The sequence below is a fragment of the Streptomyces sp. NPDC111516 genome (assembly GCF_055635345.1).
Genome location: NZ_JBVKBV010000009.1, coordinates 170,160 through 196,679 on the forward strand (window position 1 = coordinate 170,160; position 26,520 = coordinate 196,679).

General features: G+C 69.9%; 17 protein-coding genes and 2 pseudogenes. 13 read left to right on the forward strand and 6 right to left on the reverse strand.

Features of this window, described 5'->3' with window-relative positions:
* The first annotated feature begins 196 nt into the window (after positions 1-196).
* The 7 genes from ACZ7L9_RS19490 to ACZ7L9_RS19520 all read left to right on the forward strand — a co-directional run bounded on the left by ACZ7L9_RS19490 (position 197) and on the right by ACZ7L9_RS19520 (position 8,405).
* Positions 197-1,213, forward strand: a complete 1,017-nt coding sequence (locus ACZ7L9_RS19490) for a LacI family DNA-binding transcriptional regulator (protein ID WP_471416381.1) — start codon at positions 197-199, stop codon at positions 1,211-1,213.
* On the forward strand, positions 1,210-2,796 hold the full coding sequence (locus ACZ7L9_RS19495) for a sugar ABC transporter ATP-binding protein (protein ID WP_471416382.1): 1,587 nt from the start codon (positions 1,210-1,212) through the stop codon (positions 2,794-2,796). Before ACZ7L9_RS19490 ends, ACZ7L9_RS19495 begins: the two co-directional genes overlap by 4 nt.
* Entirely contained in the window at positions 2,786-4,759 is a 1,974-nt protein-coding gene (locus ACZ7L9_RS19500) for an ABC transporter permease/substrate-binding protein (protein WP_471416383.1), read from the forward strand. Before ACZ7L9_RS19495 ends, ACZ7L9_RS19500 begins: the two co-directional genes overlap by 11 nt.
* A gap of 206 nt (positions 4,760-4,965) precedes the next feature.
* Entirely contained in the window at positions 4,966-5,886 is a 921-nt protein-coding gene (locus tag ACZ7L9_RS19505) for a ribokinase (RefSeq protein ID WP_471416384.1), read from the forward strand.
* Positions 5,883-6,272, forward strand: a complete 390-nt coding sequence (rbsD, locus tag ACZ7L9_RS19510; RefSeq protein WP_471416385.1) for a D-ribose pyranase — start codon at positions 5,883-5,885, stop codon at positions 6,270-6,272. The genes ACZ7L9_RS19505 and rbsD overlap by 4 nt, the downstream gene beginning before the upstream one ends.
* Positions 6,273-6,603: 331 nt before the next feature.
* Positions 6,604-7,569, forward strand: a complete 966-nt coding sequence (locus tag ACZ7L9_RS19515; protein ID WP_471416386.1) for an ATP-grasp domain-containing protein — start codon at positions 6,604-6,606, stop codon at positions 7,567-7,569.
* Positions 7,566-8,405 carry an ATP-grasp domain-containing protein gene (locus ACZ7L9_RS19520; protein ID WP_471416387.1) on the forward strand — a complete coding sequence of 280 codons (840 nt, stop codon included), beginning with the start codon at positions 7,566-7,568 and terminating at the stop codon, positions 8,403-8,405. Before ACZ7L9_RS19515 ends, ACZ7L9_RS19520 begins: the two co-directional genes overlap by 4 nt.
* Before the next feature lie 188 nt (positions 8,406-8,593).
* Here ACZ7L9_RS19520 and ACZ7L9_RS19525 read toward each other — a convergent pair whose 3' ends face one another.
* Positions 8,594-11,602, reverse strand: a complete 3,009-nt coding sequence (locus ACZ7L9_RS19525; protein WP_471416388.1) for a 3-keto-alpha-glucoside-1,2-lyase-like domain-containing protein — start codon at positions 11,600-11,602, stop codon at positions 8,594-8,596.
* 399 nt (positions 11,603-12,001) lie between these two features.
* The gene (locus ACZ7L9_RS19530) at positions 12,002-12,991 is read right to left on the reverse strand and encodes an alpha/beta fold hydrolase (protein ID WP_471416389.1); all 990 of its coding nucleotides are present in this window, start codon (positions 12,989-12,991) and stop codon (positions 12,002-12,004) included.
* A 148-nt stretch (positions 12,992-13,139) separates the two neighbouring features.
* Between ACZ7L9_RS19530 and ACZ7L9_RS19535 the strand changes: the two genes are divergently transcribed.
* From ACZ7L9_RS19535 to ACZ7L9_RS19545, 3 genes and pseudogenes are all read left to right on the forward strand, one after another.
* Positions 13,140-13,763 (forward strand): helix-turn-helix domain-containing protein, encoded by a 624-nt coding sequence (locus ACZ7L9_RS19535; RefSeq protein ID WP_471416545.1) that lies wholly within the window; start codon positions 13,140-13,142, stop codon positions 13,761-13,763.
* A gap of 221 nt (positions 13,764-13,984) precedes the next feature.
* On the forward strand, positions 13,985-15,259 hold the full coding sequence (locus tag ACZ7L9_RS19540; protein ID WP_471416390.1) for a sulfite oxidase: 1,275 nt from the start codon (positions 13,985-13,987) through the stop codon (positions 15,257-15,259).
* A gap of 140 nt (positions 15,260-15,399) precedes the next feature.
* Positions 15,400-15,588, forward strand: a pseudogene (locus ACZ7L9_RS19545) (ATP-grasp domain-containing protein); the annotation flags it as partial.
* On the opposite strand, the gene ACZ7L9_RS19550 reads toward ACZ7L9_RS19545, so the two are convergent.
* Together ACZ7L9_RS19550 and ACZ7L9_RS19555 are read right to left on the reverse strand one after the other, a co-directional pair.
* Positions 15,576-17,723, reverse strand: a complete 2,148-nt coding sequence (locus ACZ7L9_RS19550; protein WP_471416391.1) for a UvrD-helicase domain-containing protein — start codon at positions 17,721-17,723, stop codon at positions 15,576-15,578. The pseudogene ACZ7L9_RS19545 and the gene ACZ7L9_RS19550 overlap by 13 nt on opposite strands.
* Positions 17,724-17,772: 49 nt before the next feature.
* Positions 17,773-19,371, reverse strand: coding sequence for a serine/threonine-protein kinase (locus ACZ7L9_RS19555; RefSeq protein WP_471416392.1), 1,599 nt, complete (start codon positions 19,369-19,371; stop codon positions 17,773-17,775).
* A 475-nt stretch (positions 19,372-19,846) separates the two neighbouring features.
* On the opposite strand from ACZ7L9_RS19555, the gene ACZ7L9_RS19560 reads away from it, so the two are divergent.
* The 3 genes from ACZ7L9_RS19560 to ACZ7L9_RS19570 are packed head-to-tail and all read left to right on the forward strand — an operon-like array spanning position 19,847 to position 25,326.
* Entirely contained in the window at positions 19,847-20,788 is a 942-nt protein-coding gene (locus tag ACZ7L9_RS19560) for an ABC transporter ATP-binding protein (RefSeq protein WP_471416393.1), read from the forward strand.
* Positions 20,785-22,143 (forward strand): ABC transporter permease, encoded by a 1,359-nt coding sequence (locus tag ACZ7L9_RS19565; protein ID WP_471416394.1) that lies wholly within the window; start codon positions 20,785-20,787, stop codon positions 22,141-22,143. The genes ACZ7L9_RS19560 and ACZ7L9_RS19565 overlap by 4 nt, the downstream gene beginning before the upstream one ends.
* Positions 22,144-22,146: 3 nt before the next feature.
* Positions 22,147-25,326 (forward strand): alkaline phosphatase family protein, encoded by a 3,180-nt coding sequence (locus ACZ7L9_RS19570; RefSeq protein WP_471416395.1) that lies wholly within the window; start codon positions 22,147-22,149, stop codon positions 25,324-25,326.
* A 75-nt stretch (positions 25,327-25,401) separates the two neighbouring features.
* Here ACZ7L9_RS19570 and ACZ7L9_RS19575 read toward each other — a convergent pair.
* A pseudogene (locus ACZ7L9_RS19575) lies at positions 25,402-25,920 on the reverse strand (transposase); the annotation flags it as partial.
* Positions 25,921-25,931: 11 nt separating this feature from the next.
* Entirely contained in the window at positions 25,932-26,408 is a 477-nt protein-coding gene (locus ACZ7L9_RS19580) for an ATP-binding protein (RefSeq protein WP_471416396.1), read from the reverse strand.
* Positions 26,409-26,520: the final 112 nt, after the last annotated feature.

A 26,520-nucleotide genomic window follows, 5' to 3' on the forward strand; every position in this document is an offset into this window, starting at 1 on the left:
CACGCGCCACGCGATCGCGGCTGCCGCCGACCCGTGCCTCGCCCCGACTCTCCCTTTCGTCACGATTCGGTCTCGGACCCTCGAAGGGGTCTTGTTTTCGGCCATGTAATCGATTCCAATCATCGCTGTAATCGATTCCACGGCTGCGGGCCGCTGGTTTCGAGGCTCACGGAAACCACAAGGAGGTGGTCCGGAAATGGCGAGCATCAAGGATGTCGCGGCCGAGGCGGGAGTGTCCGTCGCCACGGTCTCCCGCGTTCTCAACAGCCATCCCTCCGTCAGCCCCGACGCGCGCGCTCGCGTCCTCGCCGCTGTCGACGTCCTCGGCTACCGGCCCAACGCCGTCGCCCGTTCGCTCCGTACCGATCAGACGCGCACCCTCGGCCTGGTCATCAGTGACGTGCTCAACCCGTACTTCACCGAACTGGCCCGCTTCGTCGAGGAGGAGGCTCGCGCCCTCGGCTACAGCGTCATCATCGGAAACGCCGACGAGCGGCCGGACCTGCAGGAACACCACGTCCGTACGCTCCTCGACCGCCGGATCGACGGACTCCTCGTCTCCCCGGCCGACGGAAGCTCCCCGCTCATGCCGGGTGCCGCGGGCAGCGGCACGCCGATGGTCTTCGTGGACCGTTGGATCCAGGGGGTGGACGTCCCCGTGGTGCGTGCCGACGGCCGCGACGCGATCCGGGACCTGGTGGCCCACCTGCACCGTCTCGGCCACCGCAGGCTCGCGATCATCGCAGGCCCGGCGGCCACCACCACGGGCAACGAGCGTGTCGAAGCCTTCCGCGAGGCGCTGCGCGAGCACGGACTCGCCCTGCCCGACGCCTACATCGGCCAGGGCGACTTCCAGGCGGACAGCGGGCGCCGCGTCACCGAGCGCTTTCTCGCCCTTCCCGAACCGCCCGAGATCGTATTCGCCGCCGACAATCTGATGGCGCTCGGCGCGTTGGACGCGATCCGCGCACGCGGGCTTCGCGTACCGCGGGACATCGGGCTCGCGGCCTTCGACGACATCCCGTGGTTCCTGCACACCGATCCGCCGATCACGGCGATCGCCCAGCCGACGGGAGAACTCGGCCGCGCCGCCGTACGCGCGCTGGTCGACATCGTCGAGGGGCGGTCCCCGCAGTCCGTGACCCTTCCCGCCCGCCTTGTCGTACGCAGTTCCTGCGGCGAACACGATTCGAACCGGAGGAGCAACCTGTGAGCACCCAGGGCGAGTTGCTGCGCATCGAAGGCGTACGCAAAACCTTTCCCGGCGTGGTCGCGCTCGACAGCGTCGACTTCGACCTGCGCGGCGGCGAAGTGCATGTACTGCTCGGGGAGAACGGAGCGGGCAAGAGCACCCTCATCAAAATGCTCTCCGGTGCCTACCGTCCCGACAGCGGCCGGATCTTCGCCCGGGGCAGCGAGGTCCGCATCCACAGCGCGCAGGACGCGGAACGGCTCGGAATCGCCACGATCTACCAGGAGTTCAACCTGGTACCCGATCTCACGGTCGCCGAGAACATCTTCCTCGGCCGGCAGCCGCGCCGCTTCGGGATGATCGACCGGCGTCGCATGGAGGCGGACGCCGAGGTGCTGCTGCGCCGGGTCGGTCTGCACGTCTCACCGAAGACCAAGGTGCGCGAACTGGGCATCGCCCGGCTTCAGATGGTGGAGATCGCCAAGGCACTCAGCCTCGACGCGCGCGTCCTGATCATGGACGAGCCGACGGCGGTACTCACGTCCGAGGAGGTCGAGAAGCTCTTCCGTATCGTGCGGCAGTTGCGCGAAGAGGGTGTGGGGGTCATCTTCATCACCCATCACCTCGAAGAGATCGCGGCCCTCGGCGACCGGGTCACGGTGCTGCGCGACGGGCGCAGCATCGACCAGGTGCCTGCCTCGACGCCCGAGGACGAGCTCGTACGGCTGATGGTGGGACGCAGCATCGAGCAGCAGTACCCGCGGGAGCGCCCGAAGGCCGGTGACCCGCTGCTCGCCGTCCGCGGGCTGACCCGCAACGGCGTCTTCCACGACGTCAGCTTCGACGTGCGGGCGGGTGAGGTCGTCGGCCTCGCCGGCCTTGTCGGCGCCGGACGTACCGAGGTCGCCCGTGCCGTCTTCGGCGCGGACCCCTACGATGCGGGCACCGTCGACGTACGGGGCGAGCGGCTGGCCAAGCACGACGTGCCCGCGGCCATGGGGGCCGGGATCGGCCTCGTACCCGAGGACCGCAAGGCCCAGGGCCTGGTGCTCGATGCCTCCGTGCAGGAGAACCTCGGCCTGGTCACCCTGCGCTCGGCGAGCCGCTCCGGGCTCGTGGACCTCAAGGGACAGCGCACGGCCGCCGCCCGGATCGCCGAACAGCTCGGCGTACGGATGGCGGGCCTCGGCCAGCACGTCCGCACGCTCTCCGGTGGCAACCAGCAGAAGGTCGTCATCGGCAAGTGGCTGCTCGCCGACACCAGGGTGCTGATCCTCGACGAACCGACGCGTGGCATCGACGTCGGCGCCAAGGTCGAGATCTACCAGCTCATCAACGAGCTGACGGCGTCCGGCCATGCCGTGCTGATGATCTCCAGCGACCTGCCCGAAGTCCTCGGCATGAGCGACCGGGTGCTGGTCATGGCCCAGGGCCGCATCGCGGGAGAACTCCCCGCGCACGAAGCGACCCAGGACGCGGTGATGGCACTCGCCGTCAGTGCCCCCGCCACACCGTCTCCCGCAACACCACCCACCAAACCTTCCGCAACAACTCCTGCAACAACTCCGGCTGTGAACGAAGAGGAGAGCCCCCGTGGCCACTGACACGCTCAAGAGCAATACGGGCGCGAGTGGCGCCGCAGGTCGTACGGTCCGCCGCCTCCTGCTCGACAATGGCGCCCTGAGTGCCCTGGTCGTTCTGCTGGTGGCGATGTCGCTGCTCTCCGGCGACTTCCTGACCACGCAGAACCTGCTGAACGTCGGTGTGCAGGCCGCCGTCACCGCGATCCTCGCGTTCGGCGTCACCTTCGTGATCGTCTCGGCCGGCATCGATCTGTCCGTGGGTTCGGTGGCCGCGCTCTCCGCGACCGTCCTCGCCTGGTCGGCGACCTCGGAAGGCGTACCGGTCTGGCTGGCGGTCATCCTCGCCGTCGCGACGGGCATCGCCTGCGGATTCGTCAACGGCGCCCTCGTCTCGTACGGCAAACTCCCGCCGTTCATCGCGACACTGGCCATGCTCTCCATAGCGCGCGGCCTGTCCCTGGTCATCTCCCAGGGCAGCCCGATCGCCTTCCCCGACTCGGTCTCCGTGCTCGGCAACACGCTCGGCGGATGGCTGCCCGTCCCGGTCCTCGTGATGATCGCGATGGGCCTGATCACGGCACTGATCCTGGCCCGCACCTACATCGGCCGTTCGATGTACGCGATCGGCGGCAACGAGGAGGCGGCCCGGCTCTCCGGACTGCGCGTCAAGCGGCAGAAGTTGGCCATCTACGCGCTGTCCGGCCTCTTCGCCGCGGTCGCGGGCATCGTCCTCGCGTCCCGTCTGACCTCCGCCCAGCCGCAGGCCGCGCAGGGGTACGAACTCGACGCGATCGCCGCGGTCGTCATCGGCGGCGCCAGCCTGGCCGGCGGTGTCGGCAAGGCGTCCGGCACCCTGATCGGCGCGCTCATCCTCGCCGTGCTGCGCAACGGACTCAACCTCCTCTCCGTATCCGCCTTCTGGCAGCAGGTCGTCATCGGTGTCGTCATCGCACTCGCGGTGCTGCTGGACACCCTGCGCCGCAAGGCCGGGTCCAAGGCCGCTTCCCCGACCGGTTCCGCCGGTGCACCGGGGTCGCCGGGATCCGGCGGCAAGGGAGTGGGAGCGGTCAAGTTCGGGATCGCCGCCGTGTGCGTGGCCCTCGTCGTGGGCGGGGTCTCCTACTTCAACTCCGGTTCGTCCGGCGGCAACACGAAGGTGGGCATGTCGCTGTCCACGCTCAACAACCCCTTCTTCGTACAGATGAAGGCGGGCGCCCAGGCGGAGGCGAAGGCGGCCGGAGTCGACCTGACCGTCACGGACGCACAGAACGACGCCTCGCAACAGGCCAACCAGCTTCAGAACTTCACGAGCTCAGGAGTGAAGTCCATCATCGTCAACCCGGTGGACTCGGATGCGGTGGGCCCCGCCGTCCGGGGCGCCAACAAGGCGGACATCCCGGTGATCGCCGCCGACCGAGGCGTCAACAAGGCGCAGACCGCGGCGCTCGTCGCCTCCGACAACGTCGCGGGCGGCGAACTCGCCGCGAAGACGCTGGCCGACAAGCTCGGCGGCAAGGGAAGCATCGTCATCCTGCAGGGCACCGCGGGTACCTCGGCCAGCCGCGAGCGCGGAGCGGGCTTCGCCGAAGGGATCAAGGCGTACCCCGGCATCAAGGTCGTGGCCAAGCAGCCCGCGGACTTCGACCGCACCAAGGGCCTGGACGTCATGACCAACCTGCTCCAGTCCCACCCCGGTATCAACGGAGTCTTCGCCGAGAACGACGAGATGGCGCTCGGCGCGGTCAAGGCACTCGGCAGCAAGGCGGGGAAGTCGGTGTCCGTCGTCGGGTTCGACGGAACTCCGGACGGCCTGACGGCGGTCGGGGCAGGCACGCTGTACGCGTCCGTGGCCCAGCAGCCGAAGGAACTGGGCAAGATCGCCGTGCAGAACGCGGTGAAGGCCGCAGAGGGCAAGAAGGTCGACAGCATGGTGAAGGTACCGGTCAAGGTGGTCACCGAGAAGAACGTCGCCGACTTCTCCTGAACAGCGCCTGAGAGCCTGTCGGGTGGCCTCTGATCGGGCGGCCACGCCCTGGCACGCACGCTTCCCGCGTTGCCGAAATGCCCTAGTAGCTCCGCTACGAGGACATCCCGGCGCCTTGGAATCGCACGCACCAGACCGCGTCCGCTATCCGATCGAAGGCCACCCGACAGGCTCTGAGCAGCGTCCGACCTCGGAAAGCAGGAACAATGCACGTCAACGACCACCACCGGTACGACCTGCTGGTCGTGGGCTCGGCCAACGCCGACCTGGTCATCGGTGTCGAACGCCGTCCGGCCCCCGGTGAGACCGTGCTCGGTTCCGATCTTGCCGTCCACCCGGGCGGCAAGGGAGGAAACCAGGCGGTGGCCGCCGCCCGCCTCGGGGCCGTCACCGCCCTGCTGGCCAGGGTCGGCGACGACGCCCACGGCCGCCTGCTGCTCGAATCGCAGCGGGCGGCGGGGGTGGACACCGAGGGTGTCCTCGTGGGCGGGGCACCGACCGGAGTCGCGCTGATCACGGTGGACCCCTCCGGCGACAACAGTATCGTGGTGTCGCCGGGGGCCAACGGCCGGCTGACCCCGCAGGACATCCGGGCGGCGGGCCCCCTCTTCGAGGCGGCGCGGGTCGTCTCCGTACAGCTGGAGATTCCGCTGGAGACGGTTGCCGAGGTGGCCGGTGCCCTGGCACCCGGCACCCGGCTGGTCCTGAACCCGTCCCCGCCCGCGCCCCTGCCCGACCATGTGCTGGCCGCCTGCGACCCCTTGGTCGTCAACGAGCACGAGGCGCGCTACATGCTGGGCGAAGCCGCCGGCGCCACGCCTCAGGAGTGGGCGCGAGCACTGCTGAAGCTCGGTCCGCGGTCGGTCGTGGTCACGCTGGGTGCGGCGGGCGCGCTCGTCGCCGACAGCCGTACGGGTGAGGTCGTCCCCGTACCGAGCCCCAAGGTCGAGGCTGTGGACACGACGGGGGCGGGCGACGCGTTCACCGCAGCCCTGGCCTGGCGGCTCGGCCTGGGGGAGCAACTCACCGAGGCCGCCGCGTTCGCCGTCAGGGTCGGTGCGGCGGCCGTCACCCGGCAGGGCGCGCAGGCGTCCTTCCCGAGCGCAGAGGAAGTCTCCGCGCTGTGAAGAAGGCCGGAATCCTCAACCGCCATCTCGCCGGAGCACTGGCCGAGCTGGGTCATGGCGACGGCGTGCTGATCTGCGACGTGGGCATGCCCATCCCGGCCGGCCCCCGCCTCGTCGACCTGGCCTTCCGGGCCGGTGTCCCCTCGTTCGCCGAGGTGCTCGACGGACTGCTGGACGAACTGGTGGTGGAGGGCGCAACAGCGGCACACGAAGTACGGGAGGCCAACCCGGAGGCCGCACAGCTCCTGGACGAGCGCCTCCCCGGACTCGCCCACGTACCGCACGACGAACTCAAGGCACTGTCCGCGGACGCCCGGCTGGTGGTGCGGACGGGCGAGGCACGACCGTACGCGAACGTGCTGCTGCGGTGCGGGGTCTTCTTCTGACAAGGCTTCTTCCGACAGGTCGGCAGACGCCGGGCGCGCACGGTCCGGACCGTGCGCGCCCGGCGTCTGCCGGTTCCTCGGTACAGACCCGTGCTCCGGTACCCGTAACCCCGTGACCCGGTGGCAGACTCGGCCGCTGCAAGGCACTTCCCTGCGAGGTGCCCGCCCGACGAAGATCTGTTCGAATGAGGAAACGTGCCGTCAGTAACGCCCGTCCGGCGTTGCCTTGGGGTAAGCGTGACGTAGCGTTGCCTTTTTGGTGGTGCTCGAAGGAGCACCGCAAGGCATCGTTCTGCCCTCATCAGCCATGAGGGCACCGAGGGGTATTCGGATGAAGCTCTGCTTCCTCGTCGAAGAGCTGTACCGGCATGACGGCCTGCCGCTTGACGTGGCCCGCCGACTGACGGCGTGGGGACACCAGGTGGACGTGGTGCGCCCCGGGGCCTCGCTGCTGCGGATCTCGGAGGAGGTGCGGGCGGGGACCCATGACGCCTGGGTGCTCAAGACCGTGTCCGGCGGCCCCGGACTCACCCTGCTGGAGGCCGCGGCGGCCGTGGGTCTGACCACGGTGAACGATGCCCGGTCGATCCGCGCGGTGCGCGACAAGGCCCTCACATCTGTCATCGCGCGACACCACGGGCTACCCGTTCCGGTGACCTACTCGGCGCCTCGGGCCGAGCTTTTCGCGGACGTGACCGACGAGCACTTCCCCCTGGTGGTCAAGCCCGCGGACGGCAGCTCGGGGCGGGGGGTGCGGCTCGTGCCGGACCCCGGGCACCTGGCGGAGGTGCAGCAGGCGGGGGAGGGACAGCTGATCGCACAGCCCTACGTGCCCAACCCCGGCTCCGACCTGAAGGTCTACTGTCTCGCGGGTGAGTTCCACGCGACCTTGCGTAGCTCCCCGCTCCACCCGGACGGGCCGGCCGAAGAGGGAGCCGTCCCGCTGCCCGCCGAGGTGGCCGCAGCGGCGGCGAAGGTGGGGGCGGTCTTCGGCTTGGATCTGTACGGCATCGACGTGGTGCTCGGCCCCGACGGCCCCGTGATCGTCGACATCAACGACTTCCCGAGTTTCCGTCAGGTCCCGGATGCCGTATCCCGGTTGGCCGGAGCCGTCCTCGACCTGGCCAGGACTGGCGGCGCAGCCAGGACGGGCGTACTCACTCCGGGCGCATGCATTCCCGCGCAGCCGCAGCTGCCCCACGGACAGCCTCACCCGAATCCGAACGCGGACCTGAACCCGCACCCGAACCCCGACGCGGGCATGCTGGCGGCCGTAGCGGGAGCTGCCCGGATATGAGGGTGTGTCTGCTGACCGACAAGCCGAATCACCCGCTGCTTGCCGCTGCCGCCTCCGTACTGATCGGGGCGGAGCACCAGGTGACGTTCCTGGACCCGGACACCGGAACCGGGTCCCCCTCGGCACTGTTGAACCCGGACGATCTCGCGGACGTCTACCTGCTCAAGGCCCATACCTCCCGGGCACTGGCACTTGCCCGTCGCCTCGAAGCACACGGCGCGCGGGTGGTGAACTCCGCCGCTGCGACGGAGCTGTGCCAGGACCGGAGCCGGATCGCCGCCGTGGCCGAAAACGCCGGTCTGCCGATGCCCCGGACCAGGACCCTGGACGCACTGTCCGAAGCCCTGCCCGGAGCGGAGCGGCCGGAGAGCGGCTATCCGCTCATGGTAAAGAGCCGACACAACCGGCGTGCCGACCTGGTCGCCCGGGTGGACGGCCCGGCCGAGCTCCGGGACCTTGCCGCGAAGTGGCCCGACGAGCCCGTTGTCCTCCAGGAGTTCGTCACGAACAGCGGCTGGGACCACAAGCTGTGGGTGATCGCGGGAGAGGTGTTCACCGGGGTGCGCCCCGCTCCGGTGGGCGCAGGCCCGGACGGCGCGCGGCCGGCGCCACTGGTCCGTGAACTGCCGCAGGCCTGGACCCGACTCGCCCTCCACACCGGCGAGGTCTTCGGCCTGGACGTCTACGGTGTCGACCTGCTGGACCGCGAGGGCGCGCCGGTCGTCGTCGACGTCAACGCCTTCCCCGGCATCCGCGGCCCGAAGGGCGCCCCGGCGGCCCTGGCGGCCCTGGCGCTGAAACGCCCCGGCTCCGCTCGGCCCGCCTACGAGGCCTGACAGACCCCGGCCTCCACCAGGAACTCGCCCGGCGTGCCCGACCACGACACATACAGCCCGTCCGGCGACGCCAAGTGGCGTGTCGAAGACATCCTCAAAGCTCTCTGACACCCTCCGAGAACGGGACAGGGGCGCGCCCACAACCGCGTGGGCGCGCCCCACCGCTGCGCGACTTCGCTACGTGTGCGTCAACTCAGCAGTTGCACCTGGATGTTGCGGAACCGCACTTTGTTCCCGTGGTCCTGCAGACGGATCGCCCCGGCCGACGGCCCCTCCGGCGCACCGGCGCCGGTCGGCCCGTCGATCGCGACATCGTCGTGGACCTTCATACCGTTCCACACGACCGTCACCCGCGCGTCGGCGGTCTTGCGGCCGTTGTCGTCAAACCGTGCCGCGCGGAACGTGATGTCGTACGTCTGCCAGGTCTCCGGCGCCGTCGCCGCGTTCACGTCGGGGGCCTTCTTCAGGTAGATCGCCCCGGCCTCGTTGGTGTCGAGCGTGGTGTCACCGTACGAGTCGAGGATCTGCACTTCGTAGCGTTCCTGAAGATAGACGCCGCTGTTGCCGCGGTTCTGGCCGGTCACGTCGTCCGGCAGCAGCGGAACCCGGAACTCCACGTGCAGCTTGAAGTCCTGGTAGGCCTCCTTGGTGCGGATGTCGCCGCAACACACCTCCATCGACTGCTCGGCGGCGAGCGGCCACTCCACGCGCCGCCCGTCCCCATGCTGCCACTGCGCCTGGGAGGCGGTGGTGCCGTCGAAGAGGGCGACCGGGGCGTCGTGCGGACGCACGGTGATCAGGTCGAGGTTGACATGACCGGTGTCTCCGGCGTCGAAGCGGTACGCGAGGGTGTTGTGGCCCGCGCGCAGGCTGACGCTTTCGGTCCGGGTCGACCAGGCGTCCCACGTGCCCGTGGAGGGGAGCTTCGTCTGGCGTAGCTTCTCCCCATTGGCGTACAGGGAGAGGGACTTGGTGCCCTGGAAGGGGTTGGGGCCGTTCGAGTAGCGCAGGTTCACGTCGTACTCGCCGGCCTCGGGGACCGTCACGTCGAACGTCGTGGCCACCTTGCCCGCGGTGTCGTAGCGGTCGACGAAGCCGCTGCCCGAGTACCCGGTGTGGTCGGTGTTGACGCCGGCCGTGCCGGTCAGGCGCGCCTCCTCGGCCTCGTACAGCGTGGCGGGAGGCGGCTGCTTTCCCGGCAGCGCGTTGAGCGTGTACCAGGCCTCCGTGCTCCACAGCGTGTCGCCGGACGCGGACGCGAAGGGGCGCGGCGAGCGCACGTGCACGACGCGGCCGGGCTTGAGCCCGTCGAGGCGCAGCCGGACCGTGCGTCCGTCGTCGGCGAGCGTCGCCGAGCGGACGGCGAGCCGCTCCTCGGCGATCTTCGGCCCGCCGTAGCTCGACGTCGGGGTGTAGCGCCACTGCTCGGCCTGGTAGCGGGAGGCCAGCTTCTCGGCGGTGGCCTGGGACACCGGCTGGGTGTACTCCAGGTCGAAGCCGCCGGGCACGGCCCGCATCTCCTTGATGTCGAAGGTGTTGCCGCCATTCGGCGTCAGCTTCTGCAGGCCGAACCTGAGCTTGCCTTCCTGACCCCAGTTGCCGTCGGCGCCCAGGCCGCCCGCGTAGATCGCCCCGTCAGGGCCCAAGGTGATCCGGTTGACGCCGGCTTCGAGCCCCTGCGTGTAGCGGAACACGGCTCCCTGGTACTGACCCTTCACCTTCTCGAGATAGCCGCGCTGGAGCCCGCCGTAGGTGACGTCACCGATGAGCATCTGTCCGGCGAACTGCCCCTTGGTCAAGTACAGGGGAGTGCTGGGGGAGTTGGCGATCTCGTTCTGCGGCATCCACAGCACCGGCTGGGTGACGGAATGGTCGTCGAACGGGCCCGACGGCTCGGTGTAGTGGTTGAAGAAGCGGTCCTGCTTGATCTGGACGAGCTTGTTGGCCGGCAGCCAGCCGCCCTGGTTGTCGGTGGTGAAGATGTCACCGCCCGGACCCCAGCCGATCCCGTTGGGCGTGCGCAGACCGCCCGCGACCGGATGGATCTTCCCCGTCTTCTTGCTGACCCGGTACGTGGCGCCGCGGCCCGGGGCCGGCTGCGGGGTGGTGGTCGCCCCGCCGTAGTTGATGGCGACGGACAGGTTCACGTAGAAGTACCCGTCGCGGTAGAGCAGCCCGAAGGCGAACTCGTGGAAGTTCCCGCTGTAGGGCCAGGTGGCCACGGTGCGGTACTCGTCGGTGACGGAGTCCTTGTCGGTGTCGACGAGCTGGGTCAGCTCGTGCTTCTGCGACACGTAGAGGGAGCCGTCGACGTACTTGATGCCCATCGGCTCGCGCAGCCCACTCGCGACCTTCTTGACGGTCACCTTGTCGCGGCTGGTGTTCCCGGTGACATGGTCGAGGAGATACACCTCTCCGGCCTTGTTCTGGGACCCACCCCACGTGCTGAGGGCGAGCCGCCCGTCGGGCAGCCAGTCCATGCCGGTGACCTGCGGCTCGAACCCGTCCGGGCGCAGGTCGGTGAGGGTGAGGTCGGGGCGCACGTCGGTGAGCGGCAGTCCGTCACCGGGGCTGTCCGCGCCGGCCTCGCACTCCTTGCGGCCCGGCGACGTGACCCGTACGACCCCGGCGTCGGTGGTCAGCGACTCGCGCGGCACGACGGTGAAGCCGGTGGCGCCCGGCGGCTTCCAGGCGAGCGTGAGCTGCTGCCCGCCCTCGCGCTCGAAGTAGTCGATGCGGAACGGGTGGGAGCCTGCGGTGAGTTCGGCGGCCCCGTCCTTGGGCTCGGCGGCGTGCAGCCCGTCGTGGTCGATGACCTCACGGTCGTCGATGGTGAGCCGTGACCCGTCGTCGCTGGTGAGACGGAAGGTGTACGTCCCGTTGGCGGGGATGACGAGGTAACCGGAGGCCTGGGCCGAGAAGTTGTCGGCGAATCCGCCGAAGTCGTCGGTCGAGGACCAGTCCACGGTCGGCATCAGCTTGTCGTGGTTGGGCGTCTGGCCCGGCTTGAGCGTGCACAGCTTTCCGAGCGGGAGCTGGGTGTCGAAGACGCGCAGGGTGACACCGGGTTCCTGAGGCGGGATGTCGGCGGGTGCGGCGGGAGACGGGGGCGCGGCCGCTATCCCGCCCGCGAGGAAGCCGCCGACGAGCAGAGCGGTGAGCTGTCTTCGGGCGCGGCGGAACGGATGTGGATGCATCGGTCCTCCAGGACGGGACCGGAGGCCGCCGGATCGCACTCCGGTCGAGCTATACGGAAACGCGGATGCTGATGCCGAAGAGTCGGCACTCCTACGATTGCGCCGTCACGTTAGGGGACTTCTGCCGAGTAAGTCCATACTTTGTCATCAGTGAGTTCAAAGTCTGGCCACGGCATCGGCGACACCGCGAAGGTCCGCTACTACCGCACCGCTTCGGCCGGGTCCTCGATCCGGACCGAGGACGTCCTCGCCGCACTCGGCGGAGGCCATGGCCGAGGTGACCAGCCTGCTCGCGCCGGGGGACGCGCGGCGCTGAGCGGGCGTGAGGTTCGGGCGCTGCCCTCGGGTGTGCCGGCCGGGGTTCTCCTGCGACGGAGCCCGGCCGGCACACCCGACGATTCAGCCCTGGAGGGAGGCGAGCCAGGCGGTCAGCAGGCGGTTGACCTCCTCGGGACGCTCCTGCTGGATCCAGTGCCCGCAGCCGTCCAGGATGTGGGCGGAGGCCAGGTCGGGGAGGGTGGCTGGGTAGGCGTCGATCGCGTCGGCCATCCAGGTCGTGGAGGCGTCCAGGGCGCCACCGATGAACAGGGAAGGCTGCTTGATCGGGGCGCCGCCGTACTGGGCGAGGTCCTCCCAGTCGCGGTCCATGTTGCGGTAGCGGTTGAGGGCCCCGGTCATGCCGGTGCGCTCGAACTCCCCGGCGTACACGTCGAGGTCGTCCTCGGTCAGCCAGGCGGGCAGCTTGCCGACGGGGAAGCGGTCGCGCAGCCGGCCGCCGGCGCGGGCCACGAAGTGCGGGTCGGGCTCGCCCTGGGCGGGCATGGTGTCGGCGGACATGGCCGCGTAGAAGCCCGCGAGCCAGCCCCGGAGGTCAGGTTCCATCTCCGCTTCGGCCCGGCCGGGCTCCTGGAAGTACGAGACGTAGAACTCCTGGTCGCCCCCCATCTGCGCGAAGACGTCGGTGGGGCGGGGGCCACCGGGCGGCGCGTAGGGGACGCTCAGCAGTCCGACGGCGCGGAAGACCTCTGGGTGGAGCAGGGCGGAGGCCGCCGCAATGCTGGAGCCCCAGTCGTGCCCGACGACCACCGCCCTCTCCTCGCCCAGGGCGCGCACCAGAGCGACGTTGTCCTCCACCAGGTCGAGCATCCGGTAGGCGTCCGTCGCGGCCGGCTTGGAGGAGCGGCCGTAGCCGCGCACGTCGAGCGCCACGGCGCGGTACCCCGCCGCCGCGAGGGCTGGGAGTTGGCGGCGCCAGGAGTACCAGGACTCGGGGAAGCCGTGGACGAGCAGGACAAGCGGTCCGGTGCCCTGCTCGACCAGGTGCAGGCGCCCGGCGGGTGCCTCGATGGTGCGGTGGCGCAGGTCGGCGGACGGCGCGGGCTGGTGCATCGCTTCTCCTCGGTTCACGGGCGGCCGTGGTTACCCACCGATCATGCGGCGCGGCGGCCGCCGACGCGAGCACTCTTGCCATCCTGGCAAACTGGTAGGACAGGGCTGTGGAGGCGGCATGGCCGGAGAGAGCGGGGCGACGGTGACGATGACGGACGGCGGCATAGCCGACACGCTGGCGGCCATGGGCCCCCGGCTGCGGACCGCGCGCGAGCAGCGCGGCGCCACACTCACCGGCGTCAGCCGCGCGACCGGCATCTCGCTGAGCACGCTGTCGCGGATCGAGACCGGCCGGCGCAAGCCGACTCTGGAGGTACTGCTGCAGCTCGCAAAGGCGTACGACGTCTCCCTGGACGAGCTGGCCGGCACCGCAGCCGTCGCCGCGGCCGGACCGCGCACCCCGATGCCGCAGCGTCCCGGCGACGACAAGGCGGTGCTGCCGCTGACCCGGTACGTGGGGGGTCTGCACGCCCACAAGCACGTCCTGCCCGCCGTCGACGCGCCGCCGGCGCGGCCGCGGCAGGTCTCCCACGACGGGTACGAATGGCTGTGCGTCCTGTACGGGCGGCTGTGGCTGGCGCTCGGCGAGCAGGACCTCGTCCTGAGCGCCGGGGACGTGGCCGAGTTCGACACCCGCACCGCTCACGGAGTCGCGAACGCCGGACCCGGTGGACCGGTCGAATACCTGATCATGTTCGGGCCGCAGGGAGAGCGCCTACGACCGCGCCGTCAGAATCTCGACCGGCACCCCGGACCTCCAGACAGTCGGTGATCAACACGTGCGTCTGGCGCAGATATGCCCAACCGAGCGGCGAGATCGCCCCGTTGACGCCTTCTGCCGCCGCGTGTTTGCATCCCGACATGCTGCCGCTGGAGTCTCTGACGCGCTGCCGCGCTGTGGACCTCGGCTGCCTTCTCGGCGCGTCGGCCTGTGCGCCCGCTCGCGCTGTCCTTTCCCATGTCAGTCTGCCGTCTCAACGATGAGGAACTGTCATGCCTTCACCCATCTCCGCCGGCCGCCACGACGAATCCGCGTACGACCGCCACAGGCTGAGCCAGTGGCTCTCCGGGGACGCCAGGGCGGACGGGGTCACCCGCCGTCGGCTCCTGACCCTGCTCGCCGCGACCACCGCCGGGGCCGCGCTCCCCGTGCCCAACCTCGCCCACGCCGCCGATCCCACGATTGTCAAGCCGCTGCCGCCCGAGTGGTTCATCCGGCGCGACACCAACGCCGAGACCCGCTGGGAGGCGCTGCGCGGCACCGGCCACCACACACCCAACGAACTGTTCTTCGTGCGCAACCACACCGCCACCCCTGTCCTGGACGCCGCCGACTGGCGGCTGAGGCTGTGGGGCAGCGGGCTGCGCGGAGCGCCCGGTGAGGACAGGCCGGTGGAGTTCGGATACGACGATCTGCGCGCCATGCCCGCCGTGACCCGTACAGCGTTCGTGGAGTGCGCCGGAACCGGCCGCAGCTACTTCACCACGCAGCAGGGCGATACGGTCACCGGCACTCCGTGGACGATGGGGTCGATCGGCGTCGCGCGCTGGCGCGGGGTGCGCCTGGCCGACGTCCTGCGCAAGGCCGGGCTGTCCTCGTACGCCGAGGATGTGCAGCCGCGCGGTCTGGACACCGAGTTCTTCAGCGGCGGCGAGAACCTCGGGCGGGTACGCCGTCCGATGCCGCTGGCCAAGGCGCTGGACGACGTGCTGCTGGCGTACGAGATGAACGGCGAGCCGCTTCCGTACGACCACGGGTATCCGGTGCGGGTGCTGGCGCCGTCGTGGGTGGGGATCGCGTCGATCAAGTGGGTCGGCGACATCGAGGTGTCCACGCAGCCGCTCTACTCGCCCTGGAACACCATCTTCTACCGTCTGTTCGGCCCCGCGTACCCGGAGGAGGGCAGCGCGCCGCTGACCCGGCAGGTGGTCAGGAGCGCCTTCGAGCTTGCGAGCGGGGCGAGGTTCAGGGCGGGGAAGGGGCAGGTGCTGCACGGCCGCTCCTGGTCGGGCGCGGGGGCCATCGCGCGGGTCGATGTCAGCACCGACGGCGGGGCGAGCTGGCGGCCCGCCCGCCTCCACGACCGGCCCGGTGCCGGCACCTGGACCCGCTGGTCCCTGACCTGGAGGCCCGACAAGGCCGGCGACACTCACCTCCTGGCCCGCGCCACCGACACGGCCGGCCGCACCCAGCCGGACACCGCCGTGCCCAACACGCAGGGCTTTCTGTTCGACGCAGTGGTGCGTCACCCGGTGACCGTGATCTGACCACCACCACCGCGGGAAGTCCACTCCCGGCCGGGCGTAGGCCTGTGGCCGGTACGCGGCCGGCTGGTAGTGGTCCCGGGCGATGACCAGCAGCAGCGAGGTCTACTCCTCGGTGCCGGAGAAGTCCGGGTCGATGACTCGCCCTCCACACTGGTGAGGTCTTCGGCCTGGACGTCTATGGTGTCGACCTGCTGGACCGTGAGGGGGCGCCCGTCGTCGTCGACATCAACGCCTTCCCGGGCATCCGCGGACCGAAGGGCGCCCCGGCGGCGCCGGCGGCCCTGGCGCTGAAACGCCCCGGCTCCGCTCGTCCCGCCTACGAGGCCTGACCTACCCCGGCCTCCACCAGGAACTCGCTCGGCGTGCCCGACCATGACACGTGCAGCCCGTCCCGGGCCCGAGTGCACGCGACGAACAGGAGGCAGCGTTCCGCCAGCAGGTCCGACTCGTGCTGGAGCCGGTCGATGTCGGCCGGGGTCACGGCACGCGGGTACGGCAGCGCCCCGTCGCTCACACCGATGACCGCGACGCACCGGAACTCCAGCCCCTTGAAGGAGTGCATCGTGCCGACCTGTACGGCGTCCGCGTCGGAAGGCGCATCGCCCCGCAGGCGTGTGACCGGGATGCCCGCGTCCTTGAGCCGCTGCGCCGCCTTGTCGCAGTTCTTGTTGAACCGGGCGCTGACCCCGATCTCACCCGGAGCGATCCCACCGTCGAGCCAACCACGGACGCGCACGACGAGCGCGTCGAGCTCGGCTTCCTCGGAGTCCGCCCCGCGCGCCTCGGGCCCGTTGCCGTGCAGGGCCGAGCGGTAGCCCAGCAGGGTCTCGTTGGCCGCGTCGTCCGCCAGTTGCTCGAAGGGCCGGCCGACGAGCAGCGCGGTGGACCAGGAGAGGATCTCGTGCGTGGAACGGTAGTTCTTGCGCATCTTCGCCGACCGGCCGGCCACCTTGATCCCGACGGACTTCAGCGACACCTTCGAGTCGTAGATGCGCTGATGCGGGTCGCCCGCGATGAACAGGTCGTCGGGGCGCGCCGGGGCCGCCGCACGCAACAGCCGCCACTGCGCGGGGTGCAGATCCTGCGCCTCGTCGACGACCACATGCCGGTATCGCGGGCCACCTGCCTCCAGCAGATCCGCGGCCTCCGCGCAGGTACCGAGGTAGGTGCGGAGCCCGTCGGCGGTGAGCCGCCCGGTGAACTCCTCGATCGTGCGCCACACCAGCGCGCGGGCCGAAGTGGGCAGCGCGCTGCCGCGTCCGCGCCGCTCGCAGTCCTCGTACTCCTTCAGGGTCCGCAGATTCTGCGCGAGGACGACGTGCTTGTACTCCTGCGCGAGGAACTGCGCGGTGCCGGTGAACCCGGTGGCCGTCGCGGCCTGCTCCCACCGCGTCTCCTCCTCGCCGCCCCGGAGCGGCCGCCGCGCGGTGGACACGATGCGGCCCGCGAACGCGTCGACGGTCATGATGTCCACCCGGTCACGCAGCGTCTCGTCCTCCACCAGAGTCGTGAGCCCGGCCCGCAGAGCCCCCACCAGCGCATTGGTGTACGTGGTCAGCAGGATGCGGTCGCCGTCACGCAGATACCCCAGCAGATGGCGCACCCGGTGCAGTGCGACGACGGTCTTTCCGGTTCCGGGTCCGCCGGTGACCTGCGCGGGCCCGGAGTACGAGGCCCGGTAGGCGACCTTGTGCTGGGAGGGGTGCAGAAAGACCCGCCAGGCCGCGAACGGCTTGTCGAGGATGTCGCGCAGCTCTTCGGTGCCGGTGACGAGCGCGATCCGGGTACGGGTGCGGTGGATGGCGGTCGCGAAGTCGCCGGTGTCCACGGGAGAGTCGTCGGCGGGCCTGGCGGAGAGGCTGACGGACACCACGTCCCGCCACACCTCCTCCACGGTGAAGCCCGCGGCGAGGTATTCGAGGACTTCGCGCTGGTCCTGCGGGAAGTACGGTGCGAAGACCTCCAGTTGTTCGAGGTCGGTGAGGGCGCGCGCCTGGCGCAGGGTGGTTTCGTCGATGCCGAGCGCCGTCAGGTCCCCGTCGGACACCTTCGCGAACAACCGCCGGTCCGGAGCGGGAGCGATGCGCTCGTACGCGGGGGTGAGCTCGTCGAGCATCGCGATGTCACGGATCTCGACGGCCCGGGTGACCGTATTGATGCTGGCCTTCTGCTTGATGGCCCAGTCGATCGCCTTGTCGTGCGGCATTACGCGCAGCAGGACGTACGTGTCACCGCTGTCGGGTGCGAGGACGACACCGCGCGTCCCCTGGTCGATCCGGATGGTCCGGATATGGGGATCACGGGCCCGCTTCAGGCTCTCCAGCTTCAGCCCGGGATCCTTGAACAGCTGGTCCAGGGTGAGGCGTTCGAACTTCTCCCAGGCGTCGAACACCCCCTGCTTCACGCTGCCCTGGAGCTTGCCGAGCTGGGCGCAGAAACCGATGTCGAACGCGAGTTGGGGCATGGGTGGACTCTCCGAGGAAGCGAACTGAAGGGTGGCGTGGCGACAGGCGTCAGGTGGTCGGCCCGTCGAGGTCGAGGCCGATCAGAGCCAGCGCCTCGCCGACCTCTGTGGTCATCTCGTCGCCGGGCCCGAAGACGAGACACAGGTCGTCGTACAGCGGCCGAAGAATCCGATGAGCCTCGACCGCCTGGCCCTGGGCGAGCAACAGCATCCCGATGTCGCGGCGCAGCTCGACGGCTTCCTCGGTGAGGTCGCTGTCGACGGTCCGTACGACGTCGAGGAGACCGCGCAGCGCGGCGAGTGCGTCGGTGACCTGGCCGAGCTCGGCGCGGCAGCGCGCGGCCTGGGCGCGACAGGCGCGCGCCGACTCGCCGGTGGGGCCGCCGGTGCGCGCGTACGCGTCAGCCAGGGCGTCGAACTCGGGCAGAGCCGCCCGGTAGTCCCCGCCGAGGAGTTGGATCGCGGCGCGGCGCGTCCGTAGCTCCAGGACCTTCCGGCTCTCCGCGCCGAGCGCGCGTGCGGCCGGTTCGATGATTTCCGCGAGTACCTCGGCGGCCTGCGCGAACCGCTCCTCGTCCAGGAGCGCGTCGGAGTGCGCGTACGCCTCGTCGATCTCCGCACGCAACTGCGCGGGTACGGGAACGGGACCGGGCGCGGCCTGCCCGCCGTTCGGATCGACTGCCACGGGCGCGGACCGGGCCACCCCCGCACGGGCGCGCGGCGCGTACGGGTGGCGGAAGATCCCTGTCGGGTCCGGAGCCCCCGCCGGTCCCGCCTCCCCGGGCGCGGGCTTCACACCGGGCGGCGGCAGGAACGGCCGCAGCCGCTCGTACACCTCCTGGACATCGGCGGGCCGCGCCTCCGGCGCCTTCAGCAGCAGATGCAGGACGAGGTCCTCCAGCTCCTGCGGCACGTCGGGGCGCAGCGCCCGCAGCGGGGTGGGGGCGGCGTTGACGTGTTGGTGCATCACCATGTACTCGCTGTCCGCCGTGAACAGCAGCCGTCCGCTGAGCAGTTCGTGCAACACACAGCCCAGCGCGTACAGGTCGGTCTGCGGGGTGGTCCGCCCGCCGCGCACCTGCTCGGGCGCCATGTACTGGTAGGTGCCGATGGGGCTACCGGTCGCGGTCAGCTTGGTGACATCGGTCCGAAGGATGGCCGCGATCCCGAAGTCGAGGACCTTCACCGTCCCGTCGCGGGCGACCAGGACGTTACTGGGCTTGAGGTCGCGGTGGATCACCGGCACCTCGTGCGCGTACGACAGCACGGTGGCGACCTGCGCCGCCACGGCCACCGCCCAACTGACAGGAAGCAGCCGCTCCGAGTGGATGTACGCGGACAGCGACACCCCGTCCACAAGCTCCATGACCAGGAACAGCCGCTCGTACGTGTCGTCGAGCACCGCGTCGTACACCTGCGGCACGCCCGGGTGCTGGATCCGTGCGGTGATCCGGGCCTCACGGCGGAAACGCTTGGCGAACTCCTCCGCCAGTTGCGGCGAGCCGACGACGGCCTGCTGCCGGATCAGCTTCACGGCGACGGGCCGGTCGAGCACGGCGTCGTAGCCGCGCCACACGTCCCCCATGCCGCCGTTGTCGAGCGGCTCCAGAAGCTCGTACCGACCGGCGATCGGCTGCTGCTGCGGCACATTGCCCCCGTGTGTGCGTGCGCCGGCCGGTGCGCGCTTCCGCACCGGCTTTCGGCAGGGTAAAGGGCAAGTGTCCCTGGTGGGGCGATCTTCAGTCCAGCGGCGGGGGCTCGGAAGTGTCCGGGGGGCCTCTTTCCGGTCATGGCCGGTTGCTCTGCGCCCGCGATCAACACAAACCTCTATCCGCCTTTAATGAGGAGCCTCTCATAACGACGGTACGGCGACCGGGCGACGGCGGGACAGGTCAGCGCGGCCCCGTACGTGCTCAGGCACTACGGCGACCCGGCCCGCGCCGCCCATGAGCCGCTCGGTCGTCCCGTGCGACGGACCGCAAGAGGGTACCGTATGCACTGACTTGCCTGTATTGTCGTGAACACGATCGCTAAATTCCGTTCCATGAATGTTCAAGTCGTTGTTCATGCCTGTGTCATATGCCATCCCTACGGTCCCTCGAGGGCTGTGAAAGAAGGGACTCATGGACACATTGCTCGCGATCCGGGCTCGCGGGATCACCAAATGTTTCGGCGATGTCGTCGCACTCGACGGTATCGATCTGGGTGTGGCGCAGGGTCAGATCCACGGCTTGGTCGGACCGAACGGCGCCGGCAAGACGACATTGCTCGGTCTCCTGTTGGGCCTGGCCGTCGCCGACGGCGGCTCCCTCGAGATCCTGGGTACGCCGGTCGGGCGGGGGCTCGCCGCTCCCGGCGGGGTCGCCGGTTTCGTGGACGGGCCCGGTCTCTACCCCTCGCTCACCGCCAGGCAGAACCTCGCCGCGCTGGCGGCTCTGCGCGGCCTCGACGCGCGGACCACGGGGATCGATGACGTGCTCGAGCAGGTTGGGCTCACCGATGTCGCCGACGACCGGGCCCGCGGCTTCTCCCTCGGGATGCGTCAGCGGCTCGGGCTCGCCGCCGCGCTGCTCACCAAACCTCGGCTGCTCGTGCTCGACGAACCTTCCAACGGCCTCGACCCGGTCGGCAAAAGACACGTACACGGTGTCCTCACCCGGCTCGCGGCGGACGGAACCAGCGTCGTGCTCTCGAGCCACCGCATGGACGACCTCGAGGCACTGTGCTCCGAGGTCACCATCCTCGCCACCGGACGGGTCGTCTTCTCCGGCCCGCTGAGCAAGCTGGCCGCCGAGGACCGTGAACTCGACTACCGGCTGCGCACCTCCGATCCCGAGGCCGCCCGCCTGTTGGCTGCCGACGCGGCCGGGGTCCAGGTGGTCGACGACGCCGGGCCACGGCACGACGCCGAGGTGCTCGTCGTGCGCGCGCTGGTGCCCGCCCTCGACGAACTGGTGGTGGGGCTCGTGGACGCGGACATCGCGTTGCGTGAGCTCGCCCCCGTGGTGTCGCCGCTCGAAGCCGCGTTCCTCGCCCTCACCGAACAGCAGGAGGCCGGCCGATGACCGCGACCATCGCCGACGACACCGTTGCCAGCGCCCACCACGTCCCGGTTCCGCGCGTCTACCGCTTCGAGCTGGTCAAGCTGGTCTCGCAATGGCGTATCCGCTTGCTGGTTCTCGCCTGCTGGATCGCGCCAGGGCTCTTCGTTGCCGCGGTGAGCCTGCAGAGTTCGCTCCCCTCCGACACCCTCTTCGGTCGCTGGATGCACGCCACAGGGTGGGCCGGATCGCTGGTGGTGCTCGGGTTCTCGGGCACCTGGGCGCTCCCGCTGCTGGTCTCGGTGGTCGCCGGCGATGTGTTCGCCTCCGAGGACCGGCTCGGCACCTGGCGCCACCTGCTCGTGGCGGTCCGGTCGCCCCGCCGGATCTTCGCAGCGAAGGCACTGGCCAGCCTCACCGTCATCCTGCTGCTCGTGGCCGGGCTGGCCTGTTCCAGCGCGGTCGGCGGCGTCGTGGCGGTCGGCAACCAGCCGCTGGTCGGACTCGACGGCCACCTGCTGACGCCGTCGGACGCCGCCGTCAAGGTCCTGCTTGCCTGGGTCTGCGTACTCGCCCCGACCCTGGCCCTCGCCGCGATCGGACTGCTCGGGTCGGTCGCGTTGGGGCGGTCCCCGATGGGGCTGCTGCTGCCCGCGCTCGTCGCGCTCGCGATGCAGCTCGCCCAGATGCTGCCGCTGCCCGTGGCCGTGCGTCTGGCCCTGCCCGGCTACGCCTTCATCGCCTGGAACGGCCTGTTCACCAGCCCGGCGCAGCTCGGCCCGCTCCTGATCGGCATCGTGGTCAGCCTGGTGTGGGCGGTGGTCGCGACGGCCCTGGCGTACCGGCTCTTCCTGCGGCGCGACTTCACCAACTTGAGCTACGACGGCTCGGGGCGCCGCGCGATCACGACGGGACTCCTGCCGCTGGCCGGGCTGACTGCCCTCACGGTCGGGGTCGTCGCCGTGGCGACCCCGTCGATGGGCTCCGGGATCGAGCAGGACAAGGTGCAGCGGTCGGTCGCCACGGCATTCGCGCACCTCTACCGCATGCAGACCAAGCAGCTCCACCGCCCGGACGTCACCGAGGCGCAGTTGAAGGTCACGGCGGCGTGCAACAAGGGGGGCGGCCAGGTCGCCGCACAGGGGCCGGGCAATGACTGGCGTTGCGTCGTCTCCTGGCATCTGCCGAGCGTCGAGGCCGCGGGGACGGCCATCTACCAGCTCGATGTCACCGCAGATGGGCGGTTCGTGGCCGATGGTGACGGACCGAAGGAAGTGAACGGCTACTTCCTGGTGCGGACCCCGACCGGGGACGCACCGAACCCGCTTTGGCAGTTCGACGGCAATGTCGAACTGCTTTCCACCACCCCGAAGGGATAACCCATGCAGGTCACACGGCAGCGTCGGAGTATCGAGAAGGAGCAGATCAGCCTTTTCGGTAGGAGTGTTGGCCGCCGGACCTCTCTGGTAGCGGCGGGCATCGCTGTCGCTCTCGCCGTCACGGGCACCGCTGTTGCTCAGACGAACCAGTTCGGCACCGACCAGGTCGGCCAGGTCACCGCTAAGGGCCAAGTCATCTCCGCCGACCAGTACATCGCCCCGTACGGTGAGCGCCTCGTCGTCAACAATGGCAAGATCATGTCGTCCTCGGTCAGCCCGGACGGCACCCACGTCGCGGCCTCGGTCACCAGCCGTGGGATGGCGCTGGTCGTCATGGACCTCAAGACCGGGCAGGTGAAGCAGCGCGTCGGCAACAACGCGTCGGCGGACCTGCGCATCACGAGCAACGCCGTGGGCCAGGAAGGCCCCACGTACTCGCCCGACGGCTCGCAGCTGTGGCTGGGCCAGGCCGACGGCTACACCAAGTTCACCGTGAACCCGGACGGCACCCTCGCCAACCCGACGTCCGTCAAGATCCCGGCGAACGGGTCCAAGCGCGCGCTGGTGGGCGCGGCGGTGTTCTCGGCCGACGGTTCCACCGTGTACTCCGCGGTCAACGGCCAGAACCGGGTGGTCGCCATGAACGCGGCGACGGGGGCCATCGAGCAGAGCTGGGCCGTGGGCAACGCCCCCCGTGGTATCGCCATGGTCGGCAACAAGCTCTACGTCAGCAACGAGGGCGGCCGCCCGGCCAAGCCCATGCCCGGCAGCCTGCTCGACCAGGTCAGCACGGTCACCGCGAGCGGTGAGTACCCGCCGAACCAAGTCGCTGTGAAGCTCAAGGACCGCGATCCGGCGACCAAGTGGCTGACGGTCAACCCGACCGGCTGGGTGACCTATCAGCTGGCCAAGCCCAAGGCGGTGGTGCAGTACTCGCTCACCTCGGCAGAGGACTACCCGGGACGCGACCCCAAGGACTTCACCCTGCAGGGGTCGAACGACGGCAGCACCTGGACCGATCTGGACAAGCACACGGGGCAGTACTTCAACGCGCGGCACCTCACCAAGAGCTACACCTTCACCAATACCACCGCGTACAGCTACTACCGGCTGAACGTCACCGCGAACTCTGGCGAGCCCCTCCTGCAGCTCAGCGACTGGGACATCAGCGACTCGACCGCCCCGGCCGAGCCCACGCTCAACTCCTACGGCACCCAGGTGCCGGCCGATCACTCCACCGGTGCCGCCACCACCGGCACGGTCAGCGTCATCGACCTGGCGAACCCGGATGCCGCCGTCTCGAGCATCGACGTCGGTCTGCACCCGACCGCCATGTACGCCAAGAAGGGGGCGGTGTTCGTCACCAACACCGCCGACGACGACGTGTCGGTCATCGACACCGCCAACGACAAGGTCGTGCAGACCATCGCCACCCAGCCGTGGCCGGAGGCGTCGGTGGGCTACGAGCCCAACGCGGTGACGCTCACCGACGACGGTCACCTGCTGGTGACGCTCGGCCGCGCCAACGCGGTCGCCGTCTACCGGTACACCTCCCCGCAGGAGCCGGCCAGCTACGTCGGACTGCTCCCGACGGACTACTTCCCGTCGGAGATCACCACCGTCGGCAAGAACGTGGTCGTTTCCAACACCCGTGGTATCGACGCCCGCCGCCCCAACAACCAGGCCGGGCACAGTACCTACGACACGACGTCGAGCCTGACGCAGTTCACGCTGCCGGACGACAGCGTCATCAAGTCCGAGACGGCCAAGGTCTTCAAGCAGAACGGCTGGAACGGCAACTCAGTCGAGCTGGCCAAGGGCGAGGGCGACGCGAAGCCGGTGCCGGTCCCGGCGCGCATCGGCGACCCCTCGACGATCAAGCACGTCTTCCTGATCGTCAAGGAGAACCGGACCTACGACCAGGTCTTCGGTGACATGCCCCAGGGCAACGGCGACCCGTCGCTTACGCAGTTCGGCGAGAACGTGACGCCGAACCAGCACGCGCTGGCCAAGCAGTTCGGACTGTACGACAACACGTACAACATCGGCACGAACTCCGGCGAGGGTCACAACTGGCTGATGCAGGCAGACAACCCGGAGTACACCGAGTCCATGGCCGGTGAGTACGTACGCAGCTACGCCACCGAGAACGACGCTCTCGGCCACCAGAAGTCCGGCTTCATCTGGACCGGTGCGCAGGCGGCTGGGAAGTCCGTCAAGGACTTCGGCCAGTTCCAGTCGTCCTGGAGCAAGCCGGCCGACGCGAGCTGGCAGAACCTGTACTGCGACGCCAAGAACATGGACGCGACCGGGCAGAAGACCGCCTACCCCATAGAAACGGGCTCGCCGATCCCGTCGCTCAACAAGGTGTCAGTGCCCGGCTTCCCGGCGATCGACCGCAGCGTCCCGGACGTCTACCGGTACGAGATCTGGAAGCAGGACTTCGAGAAGAACGGTCCGGCGAACCTGAACCTGCTCACGCTCCCCAACGACCACGCCGGAGGCCCGACGAGCCCGGCCGCCCAGGTCGCGGACAACGACCTCGCGGTCGGCAGGATGGTCGACACGATCTCGCACAGCAAGTACTGGAAGGACTCGGCGATCTTCGTCGTCGAGGACGACTCCCAGGCCGGTCTCGACCACGTCGACGGCAACCGTGGCCCGATCCAGGTCATCAGCCCCTGGGCCCAGCACGGCAAGGTCGACAGCCGCTACTACTCGCAGATCACGATGATCCGGACCATCGAGCAGATCCTCGGGATCCACCCGATGAACCAGAAGGACAGCGCGGCCAGCCCGATGCGTGGGGCGTTCACCCGGAACGCGGACTTCACGCCGTTCACCGTGCTGCCCAACCGGGTCCCGCTGACCGATGGTCTGAAGACCCCGCCCTCCTGCGGCGTGGACACCCCGGCGCCGCAGAACCCCAAGGCGGCGGCCGTGGCGCCGGCGACGGTGCCGGCGGACATGCAGGCGGTCGCGGCGAAGTGGGAGAACTGGAAGTCGAAGCAGCGGCTGACCGGGCCCAACGCCCTCAACGACTTCGCCAACCCCGCGCAGATGAACCGCTTCACGTGGTACCAGACGCACAACTGGACCAAGCCGTACCCCGGCGAGAAGAAGATCTTCGCGCCGCAGGACGTGCCGGGCGCCTACATCCCGGCGCCGGACTCCGACGGCTGACGCAGGCGGATCGCGTCAAGAGCCCCTGACAGGCATGGCGCCTTCCAGGGGGCGTGCAACACGTGGTCGTGTTGATCAGGCCGCGAGCAGTTCAGGCAGGCGCTCGGCTGGGGTTTCCCAGCCGAGCGTCAGGCTGCGCATGGTGATGATCGTGTCGGTGAGGTCGAAGAATGCGTCGACGACGGTGGCGCGCCGCTCGTAGCAGCGGGCGAGCCGGTGGAAGGCGTTCTGCCAGGTGTGGGTGCGTTCGACGTGCCAGCGCTGGCTGGCCTGGATGGGCGCCTTCTCGCCTTTGTGCGCGATGCGGCCGTGGAGGCCGCGTTCGTTGAGCAGCGTGCGGGTCTTGTCCGAGTCGTAGCCGGCGTTCAGGTGTACGGTGACGTCGTCGGGCAACGGGCCCAGGTCGTTCAGGCGGTCCAGGGTCGGGGCGAGCAGCGGGCAGTCATGGCGGTTGGCGCCGGCCAGGACACGACCCAGCGGGATGCCGTATCCGTCCGTCATGCCCGAGCGTTTCAGGCCCTGTTTGCCGCGGTCGACCGGGGAAGGCCCGGCCACCTCGCCGCCTCCGGGAGCCTTGGTGATGGAGCCGTCTACGGTGCGCGGGCCTACGGCATTCCCATTTCCAGCACGGCCCAGACCGTCTTGCCGGGGCCGTCCGCGCAGGGGTACCAGCCCCAGCGGTCCGTGAGCGCGGCGACCAGGAGCAGGCCGCGGCCTCCGTCTCCGTCTCCGTCCAGGTCGTCCGACGGTTCGGCGAGGGCGGGGACCTTCTCGCCCCGGGTGTCGGTGACCTCGACCCGCAGAGCGGTGCCCTCGGCGGAGAGACGCAGGCGGAAGTCGCGGCCGGGCACGTGGCCGTGGCTCACGGCGTTCGCGCTCAGCTCGGCGACGATCAGCGTCAGTGTGTCGTGCGTGGCGCTGCCGTACGGGATGCCCCAGGCGTCGAGCCGCTCGCCGGCCAGGCGGCGGGCGAGACGGGCGCCGCGCGGCGTGGAGCTGAAGCGCATCGAGAAGTGGTGCCAGGGGAAACCGGGTTGGGCGGTGCGGGTGGGGCGCACGGGGAGTGGCGGATTGCTGGTCATGGCTCCACGTTGCCGCTCGGTGGCGTAGCGTGACCAGAGGTGACGCGCCGTCGCGGGCTGGCTGTACGTGGCGTGCGTCCGGCTTGTACGTACGTGGGACAGGCGGTGGTGA

What these genes read in the sequence shown, in the direction of transcription:
- ACZ7L9_RS19490 (WP_471416381.1), top strand. Translation starts at nt 197, where the DNA reads ATGGCGAGCATCAAGGATGTCGCGGCCGAGGCGGGAGTGTCCGTCGCC.
- ACZ7L9_RS19505 (WP_471416384.1), top strand. Translation starts at nt 4,966, where the DNA reads ATGCACGTCAACGACCACCACCGGTACGACCTGCTGGTCGTGGGCTCG.
- ACZ7L9_RS19515 (WP_471416386.1), top strand. Translation starts at nt 6,604, where the DNA reads ATGAAGCTCTGCTTCCTCGTCGAAGAGCTGTACCGGCATGACGGCCTG.
- ACZ7L9_RS19520 (WP_471416387.1), top strand. Translation starts at nt 7,566, where the DNA reads ATGAGGGTGTGTCTGCTGACCGACAAGCCGAATCACCCGCTGCTTGCC.
- ACZ7L9_RS19525 (WP_471416388.1), bottom strand. Translation starts at nt 11,602, where the DNA reads ATGCATCCACATCCGTTCCGCCGCGCCCGAAGACAGCTCACCGCTCTG.
- ACZ7L9_RS19530 (WP_471416389.1), bottom strand. Translation starts at nt 12,991, where the DNA reads ATGCACCAGCCCGCGCCGTCCGCCGACCTGCGCCACCGCACCATCGAG.
- ACZ7L9_RS19535 (WP_471416545.1), top strand. Translation starts at nt 13,140, where the DNA reads ATGACGGACGGCGGCATAGCCGACACGCTGGCGGCCATGGGCCCCCGG.
- ACZ7L9_RS19540 (WP_471416390.1), top strand. Translation starts at nt 13,985, where the DNA reads ATGCCTTCACCCATCTCCGCCGGCCGCCACGACGAATCCGCGTACGAC.
- ACZ7L9_RS19550 (WP_471416391.1), bottom strand. Translation starts at nt 17,723, where the DNA reads ATGCCCCAACTCGCGTTCGACATCGGTTTCTGCGCCCAGCTCGGCAAG.
- ACZ7L9_RS19560 (WP_471416393.1), top strand. Translation starts at nt 19,847, where the DNA reads ATGGACACATTGCTCGCGATCCGGGCTCGCGGGATCACCAAATGTTTC.
- ACZ7L9_RS19565 (WP_471416394.1), top strand. Translation starts at nt 20,785, where the DNA reads ATGACCGCGACCATCGCCGACGACACCGTTGCCAGCGCCCACCACGTC.
- ACZ7L9_RS19570 (WP_471416395.1), top strand. Translation starts at nt 22,147, where the DNA reads ATGCAGGTCACACGGCAGCGTCGGAGTATCGAGAAGGAGCAGATCAGC.
- ACZ7L9_RS19580 (WP_471416396.1), bottom strand. Translation starts at nt 26,408, where the DNA reads ATGACCAGCAATCCGCCACTCCCCGTGCGCCCCACCCGCACCGCCCAA.